The following is a 16984-nucleotide window of genomic DNA, read 5'->3' as shown; positions in this document are numbered from 1 at the left end:
CATCTGGAGGGAAATAAATGAGAAAGTATAGAGTTACATATGCTGCATTGCTGGTGAGTTCACTCGTTGCCGGCCAGGTGGCTGGCAGTATCACTGCGCCTGCTGCACATGCAGCCCCGGCGGCGAAGCCCCCCGCAGTATCCGCTCCGGCGGCATTCAAGTTCAATTCCGTTCCCATGGGTGCCGGAGTGACCGCAGTACTGGAGAATATCAACATATGGAGCCAGCCTGGCGGGAACATCTTGTCATACACACTTAAATATACAAATCCCGGTAATTCAAGCGCTAGCTTAATGCATTATTTCTCACGTGTGGTCACTCCGGGAGGGTCAGTGCTTCCGGGAAATCCCTTAGGTGCGGATGCCACGAAGAAGAAAGTTGGCGCCAAAGAAACCCTTAGCGTGACCTATTATGTAAATGTTGGACAAACCTCCTCCTTGCAGGGGATCAAAATCTCGATGCTTGTCTGGGATGCCAAGACGAAGGGGTATCTGAAGCAGATGGGATCTTTTGGAGTGCCCGCTAATTATTCAACTACGGCTGCAGTTGGAACAAGCTTAAGTACAGTCATGAACGACATTCCTGTCACAGCCAGTGCAGACTCTCTCCAGCTCTATAAATACAGCGGCAAGGTCTATGCCAAAGTAGGGGTCAGTCTGACCAACAAGGGCAATAAGGTCCTCAGTGATCCGGGCTACTCTGCGTATCTGCTCTCTGCCAGCGGCACCTCCTTCGAGCTGGCGCTGAGCGGGACACAGGCAGATTACAAGATTCAGCCGCAGGAGAAGCGGAGCATTTATTACATTACCGAAATTCCGGCCTATCTCAAAACAGATAATATGAAGCTGCAATTCACGAAGAAGGATGAGACTGCGAAGCTGGAGCTGGCTAAATCCTCTTATAAGCTGCCTGCAGCAAGCTCGCCTAATCTGGTTGTCGGCAGCGGGGTAGTCAAAAAGATTGTAGTCAATAACAACACAGTAGACACGCTGCTCCGCAACGCCAATGTGTACGCACAAGATGCAGATGCAGTCTGGACATTCCAGATGCAGCTTAAGAATACCGGCAACAAGGCGGTAACCCTGCCAAGCTATGACCTGGCGGTCAAATCGGTGAAGGGCAAGGTCTTTCCGGTGAATTCCAAAGGTATAAGCGGAGTCACCCTCAAACCGCTCGAGACCAAAATCGTACCGCTTACGGTCCGTGTACCGCTTGAAGTGGATCAATCCGGATTGCAGCTTATGATGATAGAGTCGGTAGGCGCTGAGAGCACAAATGTACCTGAATCAAACGGAGCCGGCGAGTCAACGGGAAATACAGGGAATACCGGCACTCCTTCCACTGCGGCTCCTGCAACACCGACTGCCAAAATGATTTTCCCGGTAGCCTACTTCGTCATTCCATATGCACTACGTACGGAAGTCATGTCCGGCCAAGAGTATATGACCACGAATTCATACGGCTCGTTCTCGTACAGTATTCTATCTCTGCAGCGCTATCCTTGGAGAGATGATGATATCGTAGCTGCCAGACTGAGAGTCACCAATACCCAGAACGTGTCTCTTACGCTGCCTGAGCTGAAGGGAACCATTAAGCTGGATAAAGAAAGTCTGCCCGTGACTACCGAGCTGTATATGGACAATAAGGATTCTTCTGTTCTTGCGCCAGGGAAGTCAGTGGAGCTGTATGTACTCGGCAAAATTGCCTATACCTCAGAGTTCCAGGATATGCGGATTGCCCTGAACGGCACACAGAATTCAGAGACCGTCCCGTTCCTGGATGTCAGCATCAGTAACTCGATTAACAGTATTCCGACCATCGAGAAGGGCAAGAGCTACACCATTAGCGGCAAAGGCAAAACGGCCAGTGTCGAGGAGAACCGGACTACGATCTATCAAGGAGAAAGCCACAATCTGGTATACACAGAGCTCTATCTGAGCAGTGAAGAGAAAAGACAGAGCAAAATGGCCCGCCTTCAGGCTTACTATAAGACCAAGGACGGCCAGTATTTCGAAGCAGGCACCAGCCAGTCGGAGAACAGCGCATCTCCGGGTGCCAAGCAGCTCGTGGTCTTATGGGCCAAGGTGCCTAAGGCTACGGACCTCGCGGATGTCTCGCTCTACCTGGGTGCCGGTATCAAAGAAGGCAAGCTGATTGAGGCCAAGGAGGAAGCAACCGGATTCGTCAATGTGGCTGCGCTGCAGCTGAATCCGCAGGCTAATGTACCGAAGAATACCCTGGAATCAACGGTAGTATATCCTTATACGATTTCTGTCCTGACCTCTCAAGGCAAGCGGATGAAGTCATCCGATACCTTCGATATCACTATGAACTACAGCCTGAGGAAGGATAACCTGTACGATGCAGGTGTGCTGGAGCATAAGCTGATTCTGCAGATTACCGATCCGTTCGGCGTCGCTACCGAGAAGGTTCTTACACTGGGCACAGACCTGATTGAAGGGACTAACAACCTGTATTCCTTCTCTCTCAGCAGACCCGTGTACAAGACGATGGACGGCGGCGCTTATAGGTTAGCCTTCTATGATGAATTCCAGGGTGAACGTCTGTTGCTGGGCAGCCAGGCCTTCGGAGTCACTAACGTGGTTCAGAACAAGACAGAGGAATAATCGTCATTCACTCCACTAAAACATTCTTGTATTTTTAAAAAAGGAGCAGCTTCCATGTTGCGTGTTGAAGATATTACGCATTCGTACAAAAGCGGTAATGAATGGACCTCTGTTCTTCATAAAATCAATTTCGCCGTCAAAAGAGGAGAAATGGTAGCTTTGCTGGGCAGTTCAGGCTCCGGGAAGTCAACGCTCCTCAATCTGATGGCCGGCTTGATGAAGCCCACAGAAGGTCATATCTACATTGCTGATCAGGATATTGTGAAGATGGGCGAGAATAAGCTTGCCGAGTTCCGCCGCAAGAACATCGGATTCATCTTTCAGGCGTATGAGCTGATTACCAGCCTGACGGTCCGTGAGAACGTGGAGCTCCCGCTGGTCTTCCAGTCGGTCTCTCCCAGGGCCCGTAAGGCTAAGGCGCTTGCACTGCTGGAGCAGGTAGGGATTCCTGACAAGGCGGATCTCTTCCCCTCGCAGCTCTCCGGGGGACAGCAGCAGCGTGTCAGTATCGCCCGGTCACTGATTACAGAGCCGTCGGTCATCTTCGCCGATGAACCGACGGGGAATCTGGATTCCAAGACTGAGGAAGAGATTATCAGCATTCTGCTGAACCTGAACCGGACGATGAAGACGACATTTATTGTTGTTACGCATGAATATAAGGTGGCTGAACAAATGCAGCGGATTTTTACGCTGAAGGACGGCTTCCTGGTCACTGAATCGCAGACAGCACCGCAAGCAGAGATAGAACCGCAGATAGAACCGCAGATAGAACCGCAGATAGAACCGCAGCTTGAGCTGCAGACAGAAGTACAGGTTGAAGAGCAAATTGCTGAGGAAGCTGAACCGCAGACCATGGTAGAGGTTGAAGAACAATTAGCTGCAGGAGCTGAACAGGAAGCTGTAGAGCCGCAGACAGCAGGAGCGGATGAAGATCCGCCGGCTGAGGAACCTGAACACCAGACCGCTGCGGAAGCTGATCCTGCAGAGGGAGGGAAGCCGTGAAGATCAGAGACATTTCACGGATGGCCTGGGAACAGGTCAAACGGCGCAAGGTGGTTACAGGTCTGTGTATGACCGGGATATCCATCGGCTGCGCAGCCATTATTGTGGCCCTGAGCGTAGGCCAGTCTGCACAGGTCTATGTGACGGAACAAGTCAATGCCAACTTCAAAATGGATGAGATTATGGTCCAGCCGGGCGGAGGAATTCCGTCGAACGGCGGCCAGAGCGCAGGCGGCGGATCGGGAGGTGGGGCCGAGAACCTTGATCAGGGCAAGCTGACTGACCAGAAGCTGGAGATTATCCGCGGACTGAACCATGTGAAGGCGGCTTCGCCTTTTCAGGAGGCCGGATATCTCCAGTTACTAACGGTAGACAACAAGATCTCGGATGTGAAGATTGTGGTGACTGATCTCCAGAAGCTGACAGCCTATGATCACAAATTCAAACAGGGCGGGGCGAACGACCAGGTTGGAACGATAGTGCTTAATCACGGGGCTACCCTGGGCCTGATCGACCTGGAGACCCGGGAGAAGCTGTTCGAGCAGATGAGCAGCGGACCGTATAACCCCGAGCTGTATCAGCAGTATGAGAAATTGTCCACTGTGCCGTCCGAGTTGTACCGTAAGCAGGTCCAGATTCAGGCTCAGGATTACAGTTCTACTTCACAGACAATCAAGCTTAGCTCGCCGCTTCAGGTCGGCGGCATTCTGGCGCTTCCCAAGGGAATGGATGATCAGCGGGCCTCGTACGACAAGATTATGTATATGTCGCCGGAGACCGCCCAGCAGCTCGCCAAGGAGCTGACCTTCGATAATTCTACTTCCAGTTCACTCAGTCTCCCGCCGGAAGGAAGCTACAATTCGGTTACGGTCAAAGTAGACGATGTGGCGAACATCAAGCCGGTGGAGCAGATGATTCAGAAGCTGACTCTGAACGCTCAAGATAATCTGTACCAGCAGGAGATGCTGAAGGAGCAATTTGATATGATCAAAATGGCGGCGCTCGGCATCGGGGTATTCATCCTGATCATCGCCTCCATCTCGATTATAGTAGCCATGACTATGTCCACCCATCAGCGGCGGCGCCAGATCGGGATTATGAAGGTTCTGGGAGCTAACATGGGGCAGATCCGTAACATGTTTATTACCGAAGCAGCGCTTCTGGGGCTGCTCGGGGGTATGCTGGGTGTCGCTTTCTCCTATTTAATTGTCATGGCACTTAACAAGCTGGTAGGCAGCGCAGGGGAGGGGATGAATTTCTTCATTCCGGTGATGAATCTGCCGGTCGGAATGTCCTTTGCCATTATGACCGGTGTGCTGTCGGGGATCTATCCGGCGATCAGCGCCTCCAGAACCGATGCATTAACCGCTATTAAACGAGACTAACCCTAAGCTAGAAAGGAAGCCGAAACAATGAAGAGGACTCTAAAGAAGAGCCTGAAATGGATCATAATCTTAGGTATCATCGGAACTGCCGGTTATTTCGGATATACCAAATTCTTCAAGGCTGATGAGACCGCCGATCTCCCGCCTGAACCGATGCAGGTAATCAGCTTCCCGGTAACGGAAGAGACGTTAACCAGCACAGTGCAGATCAAAGGCAGATCGCAATATCAGCAGGAGACGCTGGTGTATGCCCCCTTTGCTTCCAAGGTGACTTCCTGGAAGGTGGAGAACGGGGCGCAGGTGAAGAAGGGCCAGGTGCTCTTCACCCTGGACCAGAGCACACTCCGTAATGAGATTGCTACGGCGGAGGCGACTGCCCGTAAGGCGAAGCTGGAGGGGGAGCTGAACGCTTTTGTCAGCCAGCAGGAGGATGATTCCTCGGCCCCGGCCGGAACAGAAGCGGAACGGCTGAAGGCCTTGGCTGCCCAGGAAACCGCCCGTCTAAGCGATGAGCTGAACCAGGTGAATGCCGAGATTCAAGCCAAAGAGCTTGCGGAGAAGAAGACGAAGCTGAACACTGCGGTATTCCATGCACCGGAGAACGGCATCTTCCTCTTCGACAGCAGCAAGGAACGGCCACAGACCGTCACTGACAATCAGTACATCGGCAAGATTGTGGACACGAACAAGGTAGAGTTCATTGCACAGGTCGGGGAGCAGGACATCTTCCGCATCAAAAAAGGCATGAAGGTGAAGGTGAAGATGACTGCCGTCAAAGACCTGGTCCTGAACGGAGAGGTAACCGGAGTGGCCAAGTTCGCCACGACGACCACCGGACAGAACACAGCCGGCCAGCTTCCGCAATTCGAGGTGGTCATCTCTATGCAGCCGGACGAGCATTTGATGGGCGGTCTTAGCCTAAGCGGAGACGTCGAGACCTCGCGCAAAGAGAAGGCGGTAGTTGTATCCAATATCGCCGTCATCCGTGAAGGGGATCTAGCCTTCGTTATGGTGGACAAAGGAAACGGCCAGTACGAACGCAAAGAGATCAAGACCGGAATGGAAACGACCGATAAAACAGAGGTGCTGTCGGGACTGAAGGCAGGAGACACCGTGGTTCTGCAATAGTTAGCAGTAGTTGACAGCAGTTAAAAGCCCCAAACCCGGGTAATAACCGGATTTGGGGCTTTTCTGTGGATTGTAGCCTGAGTGGAGGGCAGCAGTTGGATTTTGTACACTTGTTGCTGAACGATTTGAACATTATTACTTCCGCATGAACGGCTTACGCCAAGCCTGGATGTCACTGTTCAGGCCAGTAAGATCAGGCAAGGGCACTGCTTCGTCCGTTAACTGATACTTGGCCTTCAGCGACAGAATCCGGTAGACACTCTCGTCAATCCGGGCTTCGGAGACGCTGCCGTTCTTGACACTGTCCAGCAGTGCGGCGCGTACGGCTTGCTCGTTCTTGTATTCATGGGCGACAAGCAGGATATCGCTGCCGGCCAATACGGATTCTACTGCCGCAGCAGGGAGGCTGTAATTCTTGATGATTGCGCCCATGGTCATGTCATCCGTAATGACTACCCCTTCGTATCCCATCTGCCCGCGCAGCTGCTGGCCGATAATCACTTGGGACAGAGACACTGGCTTGTCCGGGTCGAGCTTCGGATATAGAATATGGGCCACCATTACAGCATCGGCCTTCTCCCGGATCGCTGCCTGGAATGGCAGCCATTCCAGTGCTGCCAGCTGGGTCTCTGTCTTGTTGATCACAGGCAGCTCCAGGTGTGAGTCTACCGAGGTATCGCCATGGCCTGGATAATGCTTGACCACGGGAATGACGCCTGCGCGCTCAAGCCCCTTCATCTCGGCAATGCCTAGCCGGGTGACCAGCTCTGCGCTGTTGCCGAAGGAACGGTCACCAATTACCGGATTATCCGGGTTACTGTTGATATCGAGCACCGGCGCGAAGTCCATATTGAAGCCGGAGGATTTCACCGCCCGTCCGAGCAGCTCGCCCATCGTTCCGGCAGCTGTGGTATCGTCTCCGCTGCCGACAGCAGCGTTCGAGGGGAAGGCGGCGTAGTCATCAGGAAGACGGCTGACCTTGCCGCCTTCCTGATCGACACTAATGAACAGCGGCGCGGGATTCCCCGAATTACTCTGCTTCAAGGCGTTGGTCAGCTGCACCAGCTCCTTCAAGTTGCCGACATTACCCGAATACAGAATGATTCCGCCCACCTTATCTTCGGCAATCATCTTCCGCGCTTCAGCACCTGCTGTTTTGCCTTGGACGCCGACCAGCAGCATCTGCCCGATCTTCTCCTCCAGGGTCATTCCGGAGAGCTTCCGGGAGACGGGGTCAGGAGTGGCCGAAGCCTCAGGTGACGGTGTCGCTTCTGCTTCGGTTGCTCCTGGTGTCTGTACGGCGGCCGGAGAGGCTGCTGACGCAGCAGGGGTGGAGCCGGTATTGGTACTAACCTGTGCGGAATTTCCATTCCCCTCACAGCCGCTTGCCAGAAGCAGGCAGGCGGAGGCGGCGAGGGGGAGGAGAGAGTGGCGGAGTGGATTATTGTTTATCTTCTGAAGGCTGAACCATTTCATCGCGGGAATCTTCCTTTCGATTGCGGTTTGGCGGATAAGAATGATAGAATGAACAAGACATTACATAAGAACTGCATCAAGCATAATCAATACTATAGGATGAGGTGACCTGTCAATGAAAGAGCAATTAATGAACACGCTTAATGAACAAATGAATTTCGAATTCTATTCTGCGCATGTCTATCTTGCGATGGCTGCGTACTGTTCCGGTGAGAGCCTGGACGGATTCGCCAATTTCTTTTTGGTGCAGGCTGAAGAAGAACGGTTCCATGCCATGAAGATCTACAAATTCCTGAATGACCGTGATTATCGGGCAACCCTTGCGGCAATGCCTGAACCGAACAATGAGTATAGCTCTATGCTGGATGCGTTCGAGCATGCCTTCGCGCATGAGCAGCAGAATACGAAGAAATTCTATCATCTGGCGGATCTGGCCCTGGATGAACGGGAGCATGCGACGATCTATTTCCTGAAATGGTTCATTGATGAGCAGGTGGAAGAGGAGGCGCTCTTCAGCAACATTATCGCCAAGCTCAAACGGATCGAAACCGACAGCAACGCCTTCTATATGCTGGATGCAGAATTTGCAGCACGTTCGTTTACTCCTCCAGCGGAGTAGTAGACAGCCAGTGTAAGCGATCATACGTAAGCTCAGCGGCATTCTCCTGAAGAGGGGAAGCCGCTTATTTTTGTGCAAATAGAAGAATTTATATGTTGCACACGATAAATTATCCTTCTATTTCTCGCTGAAACGGTATCGTCCTTTCAAAGGACGGCCATGCCGTTTCCACTTGGCCGGCTTAGGGTCACCCTATAGTTAGACTACGTTTTGCGAGAAAAGTTACACGGCCTGTCAGCAGCAGATGAACTGCAAAGTTGAACAAGGGCAAAGAATGTTGGGGGCTGCAACTTACTTCCGGGTTCCCAACTCTATTTAGCGGGGTTAACTCTTGCGCTGTCCGGCAACACTGTTTCTCTAGACCCACCCGTAACTCAGCGTGTAGTATGGAACAATACTAATCTTTGGAGGTCCTTTTTCTTGGAAAATTACAGCGATATCAAACAAAGTGAAAAAGGAGCATGGCTAAGTCTATTAGCATACATACTCTTATCTGCCGTCAAATTATTCATAGGAACGGTGTCAGGCTCTCAGGCTCTCCTTGCTGACGGGCTGAATAACAGCACCGACATTATTGCTTCTCTGGCTATCCTGACCGGGCTTAGGATTTCCCGCAGACCCCCGGATTCCAATCATAGCTATGGTCATTTCAGAGCAGAGACAGTTGCCGCACTGGTCGCCTCTTTTATCATGATTGCTGTAGGCTTCCAAGTGCTCTATCAGGGTGTGAACAAATTCATTCAGCCTGTGCTGGAGACCCCTGATCTGATCGCCGCGTGGACGGCAGCTGCCTGTGCTGTGGTTATGATCGCAGTCTACCGTTATAACATCAGGCTTGCCCGCAACCTGAACAGCAATGCAATGCATGCAGTGGCGCAGGACAACCGTTCGGATGCGCTGGTCAGCATGGGAGCCTTCGTCGGCATTATCGGCTCACAGTTCGGAATTCCCTGGTTAGATCCGCTCACAGCCACGATTGTCGGACTGCTGATCTGCAAGACAGCCTGGGATATTTTCCGCAAAGCTACACATGACCTCACCGATGGCTTCGATGCCGGTAAGCTTGAGCAGATGAAGCAGACGGTCGCTGAGATTGAAGGTGTGGAGTCGATTAAGGATATCAAGGCCCGTATTCACGGCAATAATGTGCTGGTCGATACTACAGTGCTGGTGGATTCCAGTCTCAATGTGGTGCAGAGTCACGATATTACGGAGGAGATCGAAGATCAGCTCAAGGACCGTCATCAGGTCGCTACAGTGCTAGTCCATATCGAACCGATGTGATCAACAGGTGCACAACAAGAATAGGTTACATGAATTGCCTTGCTTTCGGGTGAGGCGATTTTTTGTGCTGTATTGGGGGGGATTGCTCTTCCTCCCGGCAGACTTGCCCGCATTCCCTTAACATGTATATAATATCAATATGTTATTAACAACCGATTCCTATTAATCGATTCAAGACAAGGAGAATATCCATGCCAAATCAACCAGTCACCGACCCCAACGGCTTAAACGAGGAGCAATTCCTGAAAAATTATAATGCCGGCAACTACGAACGTCCGTCTGTCACCGTCGATATGCTGATCTTCACCGTAATGGAGCAGGAGCAGGATAACTACCGCAAGCTGGCAGATAAGTCTTTGCAACTGCTGCTGATTCAGCGCGGGGAACATCCGTTTCTGGGACAATGGGCCTTGCCTGGAGGGTTCGTAGGGATCAGTGAGAGCGTAGAGGAGGCAGCCCGCCGGGAGCTGTACAGCGAGACTAATATCAATAACATCTACATGGAGCAGCTGTATACATGGGGCGAGGTAGACCGTGATCCGCGGATGCGGGTGATCAGCTGTTCCTACATGGCGCTCGTGGACCGCAAGGCTCTGGACGTACAGGCAGGGGATGATGCAGCCGCAGCCGCCTGGTTCGACGTCTCATACCACATTCTGGAGACCCGCCGCGAGGTGCTGGAGCAGGATGTCCGTCAGGAGACACTGGTGGAGATTATACTGGAGAATGAGCAGGAGAAGCTAAGCGGGGTGGTGAAGCTTACGGAGACTATTCAGGGGCATGTCCGCCAGGTCAGCCGTGAGATCGTGCGCAGCACGGGGTTTTCTTTTGACCATCTGCTCATGGTGCAGTATGCCATCGAACGTCTGCGCGGCAAGGCGGAATATACGGATATTATCTTCAATCTCATGCCGCCGCTGTTCACCTTATCCGAGTTGCAGCGTGTATATGAGATCATCCTCGGCAAGGAGTTGCTCGCCGCCGCTTTCCGCCGCAAAATCGCAGAGCGGGTCATCGAGACGGATCAGAGCACCCGGGATGCCGGACACCGTCCCTCGAAGCTGTACCGGTATAACCGGGAGTGGAATTTATTTTGAGACTGCTCTCCTGTCTGGCAACGCCGCCCTGTGATGTTCTTAATAGAACTTTCATAGGGAAAAGCAGACAATAAGTTATATTTTTACTATTGTGTTTAGGGTAAAGGACAGGGTGAGCCTATGATTAGCTGGAAAGATTCGTATGATATCGGAGTAGAAAAGATTGATTGTCAGCACAGACAGCTGCTGGTGAAGCTGAATGATTTTTTTGAAGCCTGCAGCAACCAGCAGGGCAAAGAAAAGATCGAAGAAACGCTGAAGTTCCTCAAGGACTATACCGTGGAGCATTTCAGCAGTGAAGAGCAGCTGATGAAGGATATCGATTTTCCCGAGCTGACGGAGCATCAGAAGACGCACGCTGAGTTCGTGCAGACAGTGTTGGAACTGGAGGAGACGGTTAAGACCAAAGGGGTATCCGTATTATCCACAATCAAGCTGAACCGGACGCTCACAGACTGGCTGATCAATCATATTCATAAATGCGACAAGCTAATCGGTGAATGCATCGCTGCCAAGGGGAACCAGGCGGTCTAACTGAACAATGGGAACATGGAGATGCCGCGAGGCATTTTCTTTTTTATAAGCAGCTTTAACATTCCTTTTTAAATGAGCGGACGGGAAGGTGCTCAGCCTATTCGAGAGGGGGATTACAATGGATTGCCTGGGCTGCAGAATTGCGAACGGGGTGGAACCCGGCCTGAATATTGTTTATGAGAATGAATATATCACCTGTGTACTCGATATCGATCCTTTCAATGAAGGCCATACTCTGATTCTGCCGAAAAGGCACTATTGGGACGTCGATGAGATGGATGCGGAAACTGCCCACGCCGTTATGGACGCTTCACAGAAGCTCTCTGCGCTGCTCAAACGGCTGTACCAGCCGGATGGGATCCGAATCATTGCTGATGGCGGTAAATTCAACGATCTGACCCACTACCACATGCATGTGCTTCCCAGATACGAGGGGGACGGGCTATTGTGGGGAGAACCGTTGCACCCGGATGGAGCCGGGCAACGGCTTGGCGAGACGAGACAAAGAATGGTAGAAGCGTTGGAGGAGAAAGAACCGATGCTGAAAAAAGCGATGGACACGCTAGAGTTTCTAAGTCAGGACGCGGCAGCGCGAATGGCTTATGATGTCCGAATGAAGGCGCTGAGTGATGAGCATTCCCGTATTGAAAGTGCCGAAGAAAAGGGTAGAACGGATTCAAGCAGAGAAATAGCTATCCGGCTTTTAGACCGCGGCATAGACCTGCAAACCATTTCCGAAGCCACTGGCTTATCGGTTGAAGAAATTAAGGAAGCACGCAAGTTTATCACAGGTTGACGGCACAGTTTATACCTGGTGAATACTTTGTGTTATGATTTGAAGTAGATAGGATAGAAACTTACTTTAAGGGAGTGGGATGAAGTGAAAAACATGCGGATGCTGGCCGGGGCTGCGGTCATGGTGCTGGTGCTTGGACTGGTGAATGTCTATATTGGATGGCATCTGTCCGTATTGCTCCAGGCATGGCTGCCGGGGATGAATACTGCTGTGTACTGGACTGTCTTTCTTGTCATTTCCTTCTCTTATATGATTGGACGGGTGCCGCTGCCGCAGGCGCTCAGACCGGTAGGCAGGTTGTTCAAGGTGATCGGCTCATATTATTTGGCTTGTATGGAGTTCGCCGTGATCATGCTGCCGCTGACCGATCTGCTCTATGGTGTACTGGCGCTCGCAGGCGCGAATCTCTCCGCATTCGTCACAGAAGCCGGGACTACAGTGCTGGTATTGCTCGCCGTCTTCCTGATCTGGGGATCGCGCAATGCCTGGAGTACTGTGGTGCGTACCCACCGGCTTAAGGTGGGAAAATCCATCGGAACCAGCGTACCGCTGACAGTAGCGGTAGCCTCCGACCTGCATCTGGGTAACATTGTCGGCAACCGCCATCTGCGTAGAATGGTCAGGGAGATGAACGCGATGAACCCGGATATCATTCTACTGGCCGGAGATGTGCTGGATGACAGCATTGAGCCTTTTCTCCGCAATGGGATGGAGCAGCAGCTGAAGCAGTTGAAGGCACGTTATGGGGTCTACGCTGTGCTGGGCAATCACGAATACTACGGCGGTTCGATTGCGCAGTATACGGAGGTTATGCGGAGTGTCGGTATTCAGGTGTTACAGGATGAGGTGGTAGAGACATCTGGAGTCTACGTGGTTGGGCGCAAAGACAAGACTGCTGAAGCTATGGAGGCCGGTGGACGGCTCAGCGTGGAAGACCTACTTACGGGACTTGACCGCAGCAAGCCGATCCTGATGATGGATCATCAGCCTACTGGCTTCGGAATTGCTTCAGAGGCTGGAGTAGATGTGCTGCTGTCGGGTCATACCCACCGGGGGCAGATTGCACCGAATCACTGGATTACCCGTCGCCTGTTCGAGCTGGATTGGGGCTATTTGCTCAAAAACAAGCTGCATGTCATCGTCTCGTCCGGCTACGGAACCTGGGGACCGCCGATCCGGCTGGCCAGCCGCTCGGAGCTGATTAAGCTGGAGCTTGTGCTGGATGGCAGTATGAGCTATGGTGAAGACAAGGTGTCACCTGCGGCTAAGCCTGTTTTGATCTAACGTAAACTTGCATGTAGCTGTATCAAATCCTCTGCCTTCCTTAGGAAGGGTAGGGGGTTTTTGTTTGGTTTTGGGGGAGTTGCTGCAATTCTTTTGACAATCCTGATGGAATCAGCTAATCTTTCTTTAGATATAGTTAAGCTATTAACTAAATGGAGTTGAACTTACCGCATGGATGATTTACAAAAGGTTGTGCTTGAGCTGCCGCTTGAAAATGAGGTTTTCTTCGCCTTGGTGGGAGCGACTGCCGGCACTGTGGCCGTCTCCGAGAAATACTGGCAGGCGCAGGGGCTGAACGGGGCAAGAATCCGCGTGCTGGTTGAGATTGCGAAGCACGGGGGATCGATCCTGCCCTCACTGCTTGCTGAGCGAATCACGGTAACCAAAGCCAACATCAGCCTGCTGCTGACTCCGCTGGAGAAGGATGGTTATATTACGCGGGCGGCTCACGCACAGGATGGACGTAAGACAGTCATTTCGCTGACCGATGCAGGTAAGAACCTGCTGCTGGAACAGCTGCCGGGGAACCGGGAAGCAGTTTCGGAGGTAATGAACCGGCTGAATGAGACGGAGCTGCACCTGCTGCTGGAGCTACTGAATAAGCTGGTCCGGGGACAAGGTTAGCAGCTCAAGCTGCTGCTCGTTACCCGATAAGATTGAGGAGGAATCAATTATGACAATCATGATTACAGGGGCTGCCGGTCAGCTGGGGCGTCTGATTATTGAACAGTTACGTCAGCGCCTGCCGGCCCGGCAGATCGTTGCCGGGGTCCGCAGGATGGAGCAAGCGGTTCTTTTCCGGGAGCTTGGAATTGAAGTCCGTAAGGTGGATTACGACCTGCCGGAATCACTGGATGAAGCCTTCCACGGGATTTCCCGGCTGCTGCTGATTTCCAGTTCGCATACAGATGATGATGTGCGTCTCGCCCAGCATAAGCGGGTTATTGATGCAGCGAAGCGAGGCGGGGTCCGGCAGCTGCTTTATACAGGTTTTGCTTTTTCGCAGCACAGTACAGATAGTAGTAAGCCTGACAATGTGCACACCCTGACGGAACAGGCGATCCTAGAGTCCGGGCTGGGCTATACCTTTTTGCGTAACGGATTGTATATGGATTTCTTAGGAGTACTGGGCCTGAAGGAAGCGATCTCCAGTGGACAGCTGGCTACGGCGCCGGGAGAATGGAGGTTCAATTCGGTAACACGCGCAGACCTGGCTCTGGCTACGGCTGCTGCGCTTGGGAGTGGAGAGTCCGGCAATCAGGTTTATGAGCTGGCTGCTTCCCGAACCTGGGATTTCGCAGATCTGGCTGAAGTGTTGACTGAGGTTGCCGGGAAGCCGGTTGTACATGTTCAGGATGCGAGTGTTCAGCACTGGATATACACTTGGCTCCGCAAGCTGGATACGGCTTCCACCTCCGGGGATTTGGAGCGGCTTATGGGCAGACCGGTCACCCCGCTGAGGGACAGCATTCTCCCCTTTATAGTGTAGAATGTATTGACTTAATAGAGATTGTTGAGGTGAAGTCCTATTGTCTTGAGCTGGGTTTGTTGCTAGTATGATGACATTGATCAGGCAAGCCGGAGGGAGCGTATGTAAGTTGAAAAAGATACTGGTAGCCGACGACGATGTTCATATCCGCACGCTGCTGCGGCATGTTCTTACCAGAGAGGGATATCAAGCAATAGAAGCCGGAGACGGGCTGGAAGCAGCGGCACGCATGAAGGAGCAGACGGTCGATCTGGCGGTGGTGGATGTAATGATGCCGCATATGGACGGATTGGAGTTGTGTGCATACATAAGGGAAAACTACGATATTCCTGTCATTCTGCTGACGGCCCGTCAGCAGCTCAGTGATAAGGAGCAGGGGTATCTGCACGGGACGGATGATTATGTGACCAAGCCTTTTGAGCCGGAGGAGCTGCTCTTTCGCATCAAGGCCTTGTTCCGCCGTTATTCCATCGCCTCCGATGACCGGATCCGCCTGAATTCGCTGGTGATTGACCGTAAGAATTACGAGATCAGTGACGGGACGGAGGTTCTCCTGCTGCCGGTGAAGGAGTTCGAGCTGCTGGCTCAGCTGGCGCAATATCCGGGACGCCTGTTCACGCGCGGTGAGCTGATTGAGCTGGTCTGGGGGGCGGATTACGAAGGGGACGAGCGGACGGTGGATGTGCATATTAAGCGCCTGCGTCAGCGGTTCAGCGAATATCAGAATGATTTTGTCATCCGCACGGTCCGGGGAATTGGCTACAAAGTGGACATGGTGAACTCATGAGATCGCTTTATGTACGGATGAGTATTATCTTCTGCTCGGTGATTATGATCAGCAGTGTATTGGGATTTCTGGTCTCTAACCTCTATTACCAGTCCCAAGTCAAGCCGAAAAATGATGCGAAGCTGACTCGTATGGCCATAGGTTTGCAGCAGTTCATTGAAGATCACCCGGATGCGGTGGAAGAGTATCTCCTGAGTACCGCTTCCCTGGGGTACAAGATGTATCTGGTCAATGCTGACGGGGAAGAACGCTTCTACGGCCTGCCTTTCCGCAAAAATGACCTCAAGGAGGAAGCGCTGCGCAGTGTGCTGGACGGGGAGATCTACCATGGGGTGGGGAATTTCCCCGGCCAGCTGTTCGTGACAGGCTTTTTCGATAATCAGCTCAGCAATTCCATTGGGGTGCCGGTTCATATTAACGGGGAGACCTATGCCTTATTCATGCGTCCGGATGCTCAGGTGCAGTTCGGGGAGCTGCGGATCTTTTTTGTCGTGATCATCGGGGTCATTATTCTGCTAAGCCTGTGGTTCATGCTGATTACTGTTTTTCATGTGGTGCGACCGATCACCCGGCTGACCGAGGCCACGCTCCTAATCTCCAAAGGGCGCTATGACATCAAGCTCTACACTGCACGCCGCGACGAGATCGGACAACTGGCATCTCACTTCATGACGATGAGCCGCGAGCTGGAGCGCACGAACCGGGCAAGACAGGAGTTTGTCGCCAATGTCTCGCATGAGATTGAATCACCGCTAACCTCAATTCAGGGCTTCGCCCATGCGCTCCAGGATGGTACTCTGGCGGAAGCTCAGCGTCTGGAGTATCTGTCTATTATCGGGGACGAGAGCCGGCGGTTGTCCATGCTCAGCACGCAGCTGCTCACCTTGTCTTCACTGGATTATGACGAGCATGCCCTGCAGAAAAGAAGCTTCGATCTGCGCACCCAGCTGCGCCAGGTAATTCAGATTATGGAGTGGCATCTTACGGAGAAGGAGCTGGCGGTACGGCTGCATGCCGCAGACATCACACTTACGGGCGATTCCAATCTGCTCTATCAGGTGTGGATGAATCTGGTGACGAATGCGATCAAATACACTCCGGCGGGCGGGACCCTCAGCATTGCAGCCTATGTGGAGGGCCAGCAATGTATTGTAACGGTGACCGACAACGGTGCGGGCATTCCGGCAGAGCAGCTGCCGATGATCTTTGACCGGTTCTACAAGGTGGATCAGTCGCGCTCCCGTGAGCCGGGCAGCAGCGGGCTGGGGCTGGCGATTGCCCAAAAGATCGTCCAGGCGCATGGCGGAACCATTGAGGTGACGAGCACAGTAGGGGAAGGAACTGCGTTCACTGTTTCTTTGCCCCGCTACCCTAACGATATAGATTGATTAGTCATTCATAAAATAGATGAAAGCAACGGAGGGGAATTTGGAACTGTAGGAGCGTAGCGACCGCCTTTGTTCCCGGATTTCC

At 52.5% G+C, this 16984-nt stretch carries 14 protein-coding genes and 1 pseudogene; 14 read left to right on the top strand and 1 reads right to left on the bottom strand.

What is annotated here, in order from left to right:
- Positions 1–17: 17 nt before the first annotated feature.
- The 4 genes and pseudogenes from C162_RS10200 (at position 18) to C162_RS10185 (ending at position 6145) form a co-directional block, all read left to right on the top strand.
- On the top strand, positions 18–2627 hold the full coding sequence (locus tag C162_RS10200) for a hypothetical protein (RefSeq protein ID WP_036694064.1): 2610 nt from the start codon (positions 18–20) through the stop codon (positions 2625–2627).
- A gap of 54 nt (positions 2628–2681) precedes the next feature.
- Positions 2682–3377, top strand: a pseudogene (locus C162_RS10195) (ABC transporter ATP-binding protein); the annotation flags it as partial.
- Positions 3378–3628: 251 nt separating this feature from the next.
- Positions 3629–5017: an ABC transporter permease gene (locus C162_RS10190; protein ID WP_063829005.1), complete on the top strand. Its 1389-nt coding sequence runs from the start codon at positions 3629–3631 to the stop codon at positions 5015–5017.
- A gap of 27 nt (positions 5018–5044) precedes the next feature.
- A complete protein-coding gene (locus C162_RS10185) occupies positions 5045–6145 on the top strand; it encodes an efflux RND transporter periplasmic adaptor subunit (RefSeq protein ID WP_036694060.1) in 1101 nt (366 codons plus the stop codon).
- Between the two features lie 135 nt (positions 6146–6280).
- Here the strand turns inward: C162_RS10185 and nagZ are convergent, their stop codons facing one another.
- The gene (gene nagZ / locus C162_RS10180; RefSeq protein WP_084648883.1) at positions 6281–7621 is read right to left on the bottom strand and encodes a beta-N-acetylhexosaminidase; all 1341 of its coding nucleotides are present in this window, start codon (positions 7619–7621) and stop codon (positions 6281–6283) included.
- Positions 7622–7736: 115 nt separating this feature from the next.
- Between nagZ and C162_RS10175 the strand changes: the two genes are divergently transcribed.
- From C162_RS10175 to C162_RS10130, 10 genes are all read left to right on the top strand, one after another.
- Entirely contained in the window at positions 7737–8240 is a 504-nt protein-coding gene (locus tag C162_RS10175; protein ID WP_036694058.1) for a ferritin, read from the top strand.
- 420 nt (positions 8241–8660) lie between these two features.
- On the top strand, positions 8661–9524 hold the full coding sequence (locus C162_RS10170) for a cation diffusion facilitator family transporter (protein ID WP_036694055.1): 864 nt from the start codon (positions 8661–8663) through the stop codon (positions 9522–9524).
- 191 nt (positions 9525–9715) lie between these two features.
- On the top strand, positions 9716–10621 hold the full coding sequence (locus C162_RS10165) for an NUDIX hydrolase (protein WP_036694052.1): 906 nt from the start codon (positions 9716–9718) through the stop codon (positions 10619–10621).
- A 120-nt stretch (positions 10622–10741) separates the two neighbouring features.
- Complete coding sequence (locus tag C162_RS10160; RefSeq protein ID WP_084648882.1) at positions 10742–11155, top strand: bacteriohemerythrin; 414 nt, start codon at positions 10742–10744, stop codon at positions 11153–11155.
- Positions 11156–11273: 118 nt separating this feature from the next.
- Positions 11274–11951, top strand: a complete 678-nt coding sequence (locus tag C162_RS37600; protein WP_084648881.1) for an HIT domain-containing protein — start codon at positions 11274–11276, stop codon at positions 11949–11951.
- Positions 11952–12044: 93 nt separating this feature from the next.
- Complete coding sequence (locus C162_RS10150; RefSeq protein WP_200869197.1) at positions 12045–13235, top strand: metallophosphoesterase; 1191 nt, start codon at positions 12045–12047, stop codon at positions 13233–13235.
- Positions 13236–13406: 171 nt separating this feature from the next.
- Entirely contained in the window at positions 13407–13859 is a 453-nt protein-coding gene (locus C162_RS10145) for a MarR family winged helix-turn-helix transcriptional regulator (protein ID WP_036694047.1), read from the top strand.
- Between the two features lie 49 nt (positions 13860–13908).
- The gene (locus C162_RS10140) at positions 13909–14724 is read left to right on the top strand and encodes an NmrA family NAD(P)-binding protein (protein ID WP_036694044.1); all 816 of its coding nucleotides are present in this window, start codon (positions 13909–13911) and stop codon (positions 14722–14724) included.
- 109 nt (positions 14725–14833) lie between these two features.
- Positions 14834–15511 carry a response regulator transcription factor gene (locus tag C162_RS10135; RefSeq protein WP_036694042.1) on the top strand — a complete coding sequence of 226 codons (678 nt, stop codon included), beginning with the start codon at positions 14834–14836 and terminating at the stop codon, positions 15509–15511.
- Positions 15508–16899, top strand: coding sequence for a sensor histidine kinase (locus C162_RS10130; RefSeq protein ID WP_036694039.1), 1392 nt, complete (start codon positions 15508–15510; stop codon positions 16897–16899). Before C162_RS10135 ends, C162_RS10130 begins: the two co-directional genes overlap by 4 nt.
- Positions 16900–16984: the final 85 nt, after the last annotated feature.

Source organism: Paenibacillus sp. FSL R7-269 (genome assembly GCF_000517865.1).
In the GTDB taxonomy this organism is placed as follows: Bacteria; Bacillota; Bacilli; order Paenibacillales; family Paenibacillaceae; genus Paenibacillus_AQ.
This window is presented reverse-complemented; position numbering and strand designations above follow the sequence as displayed.

Excerpts from the sequence above, each read along its gene's own strand:
- C162_RS10185 (WP_036694060.1), top strand. The coding sequence starts at position 5,045 with ATGAAGAGGACTCTAAAGAAGAGCCTGAAATGGATCATAATCTTAGGT.
- C162_RS10150 (WP_200869197.1), top strand. The coding sequence starts at position 12,045 with ATGCGGATGCTGGCCGGGGCTGCGGTCATGGTGCTGGTGCTTGGACTG.
- C162_RS10145 (WP_036694047.1), top strand. The coding sequence starts at position 13,407 with ATGGATGATTTACAAAAGGTTGTGCTTGAGCTGCCGCTTGAAAATGAG.
- C162_RS37600 (WP_084648881.1), top strand. The coding sequence starts at position 11,274 with ATGGATTGCCTGGGCTGCAGAATTGCGAACGGGGTGGAACCCGGCCTG.
- C162_RS10160 (WP_084648882.1), top strand. The coding sequence starts at position 10,742 with ATGATTAGCTGGAAAGATTCGTATGATATCGGAGTAGAAAAGATTGAT.
- C162_RS10130 (WP_036694039.1), top strand. The coding sequence starts at position 15,508 with ATGAGATCGCTTTATGTACGGATGAGTATTATCTTCTGCTCGGTGATT.
- C162_RS10200 (WP_036694064.1), top strand. The coding sequence starts at position 18 with ATGAGAAAGTATAGAGTTACATATGCTGCATTGCTGGTGAGTTCACTC.
- nagZ (WP_084648883.1), bottom strand. The coding sequence starts at position 7,621 with ATGAAATGGTTCAGCCTTCAGAAGATAAACAATAATCCACTCCGCCAC.
- C162_RS10140 (WP_036694044.1), top strand. The coding sequence starts at position 13,909 with ATGACAATCATGATTACAGGGGCTGCCGGTCAGCTGGGGCGTCTGATT.
- C162_RS10175 (WP_036694058.1), top strand. The coding sequence starts at position 7,737 with ATGAAAGAGCAATTAATGAACACGCTTAATGAACAAATGAATTTCGAA.
- C162_RS10165 (WP_036694052.1), top strand. The coding sequence starts at position 9,716 with ATGCCAAATCAACCAGTCACCGACCCCAACGGCTTAAACGAGGAGCAA.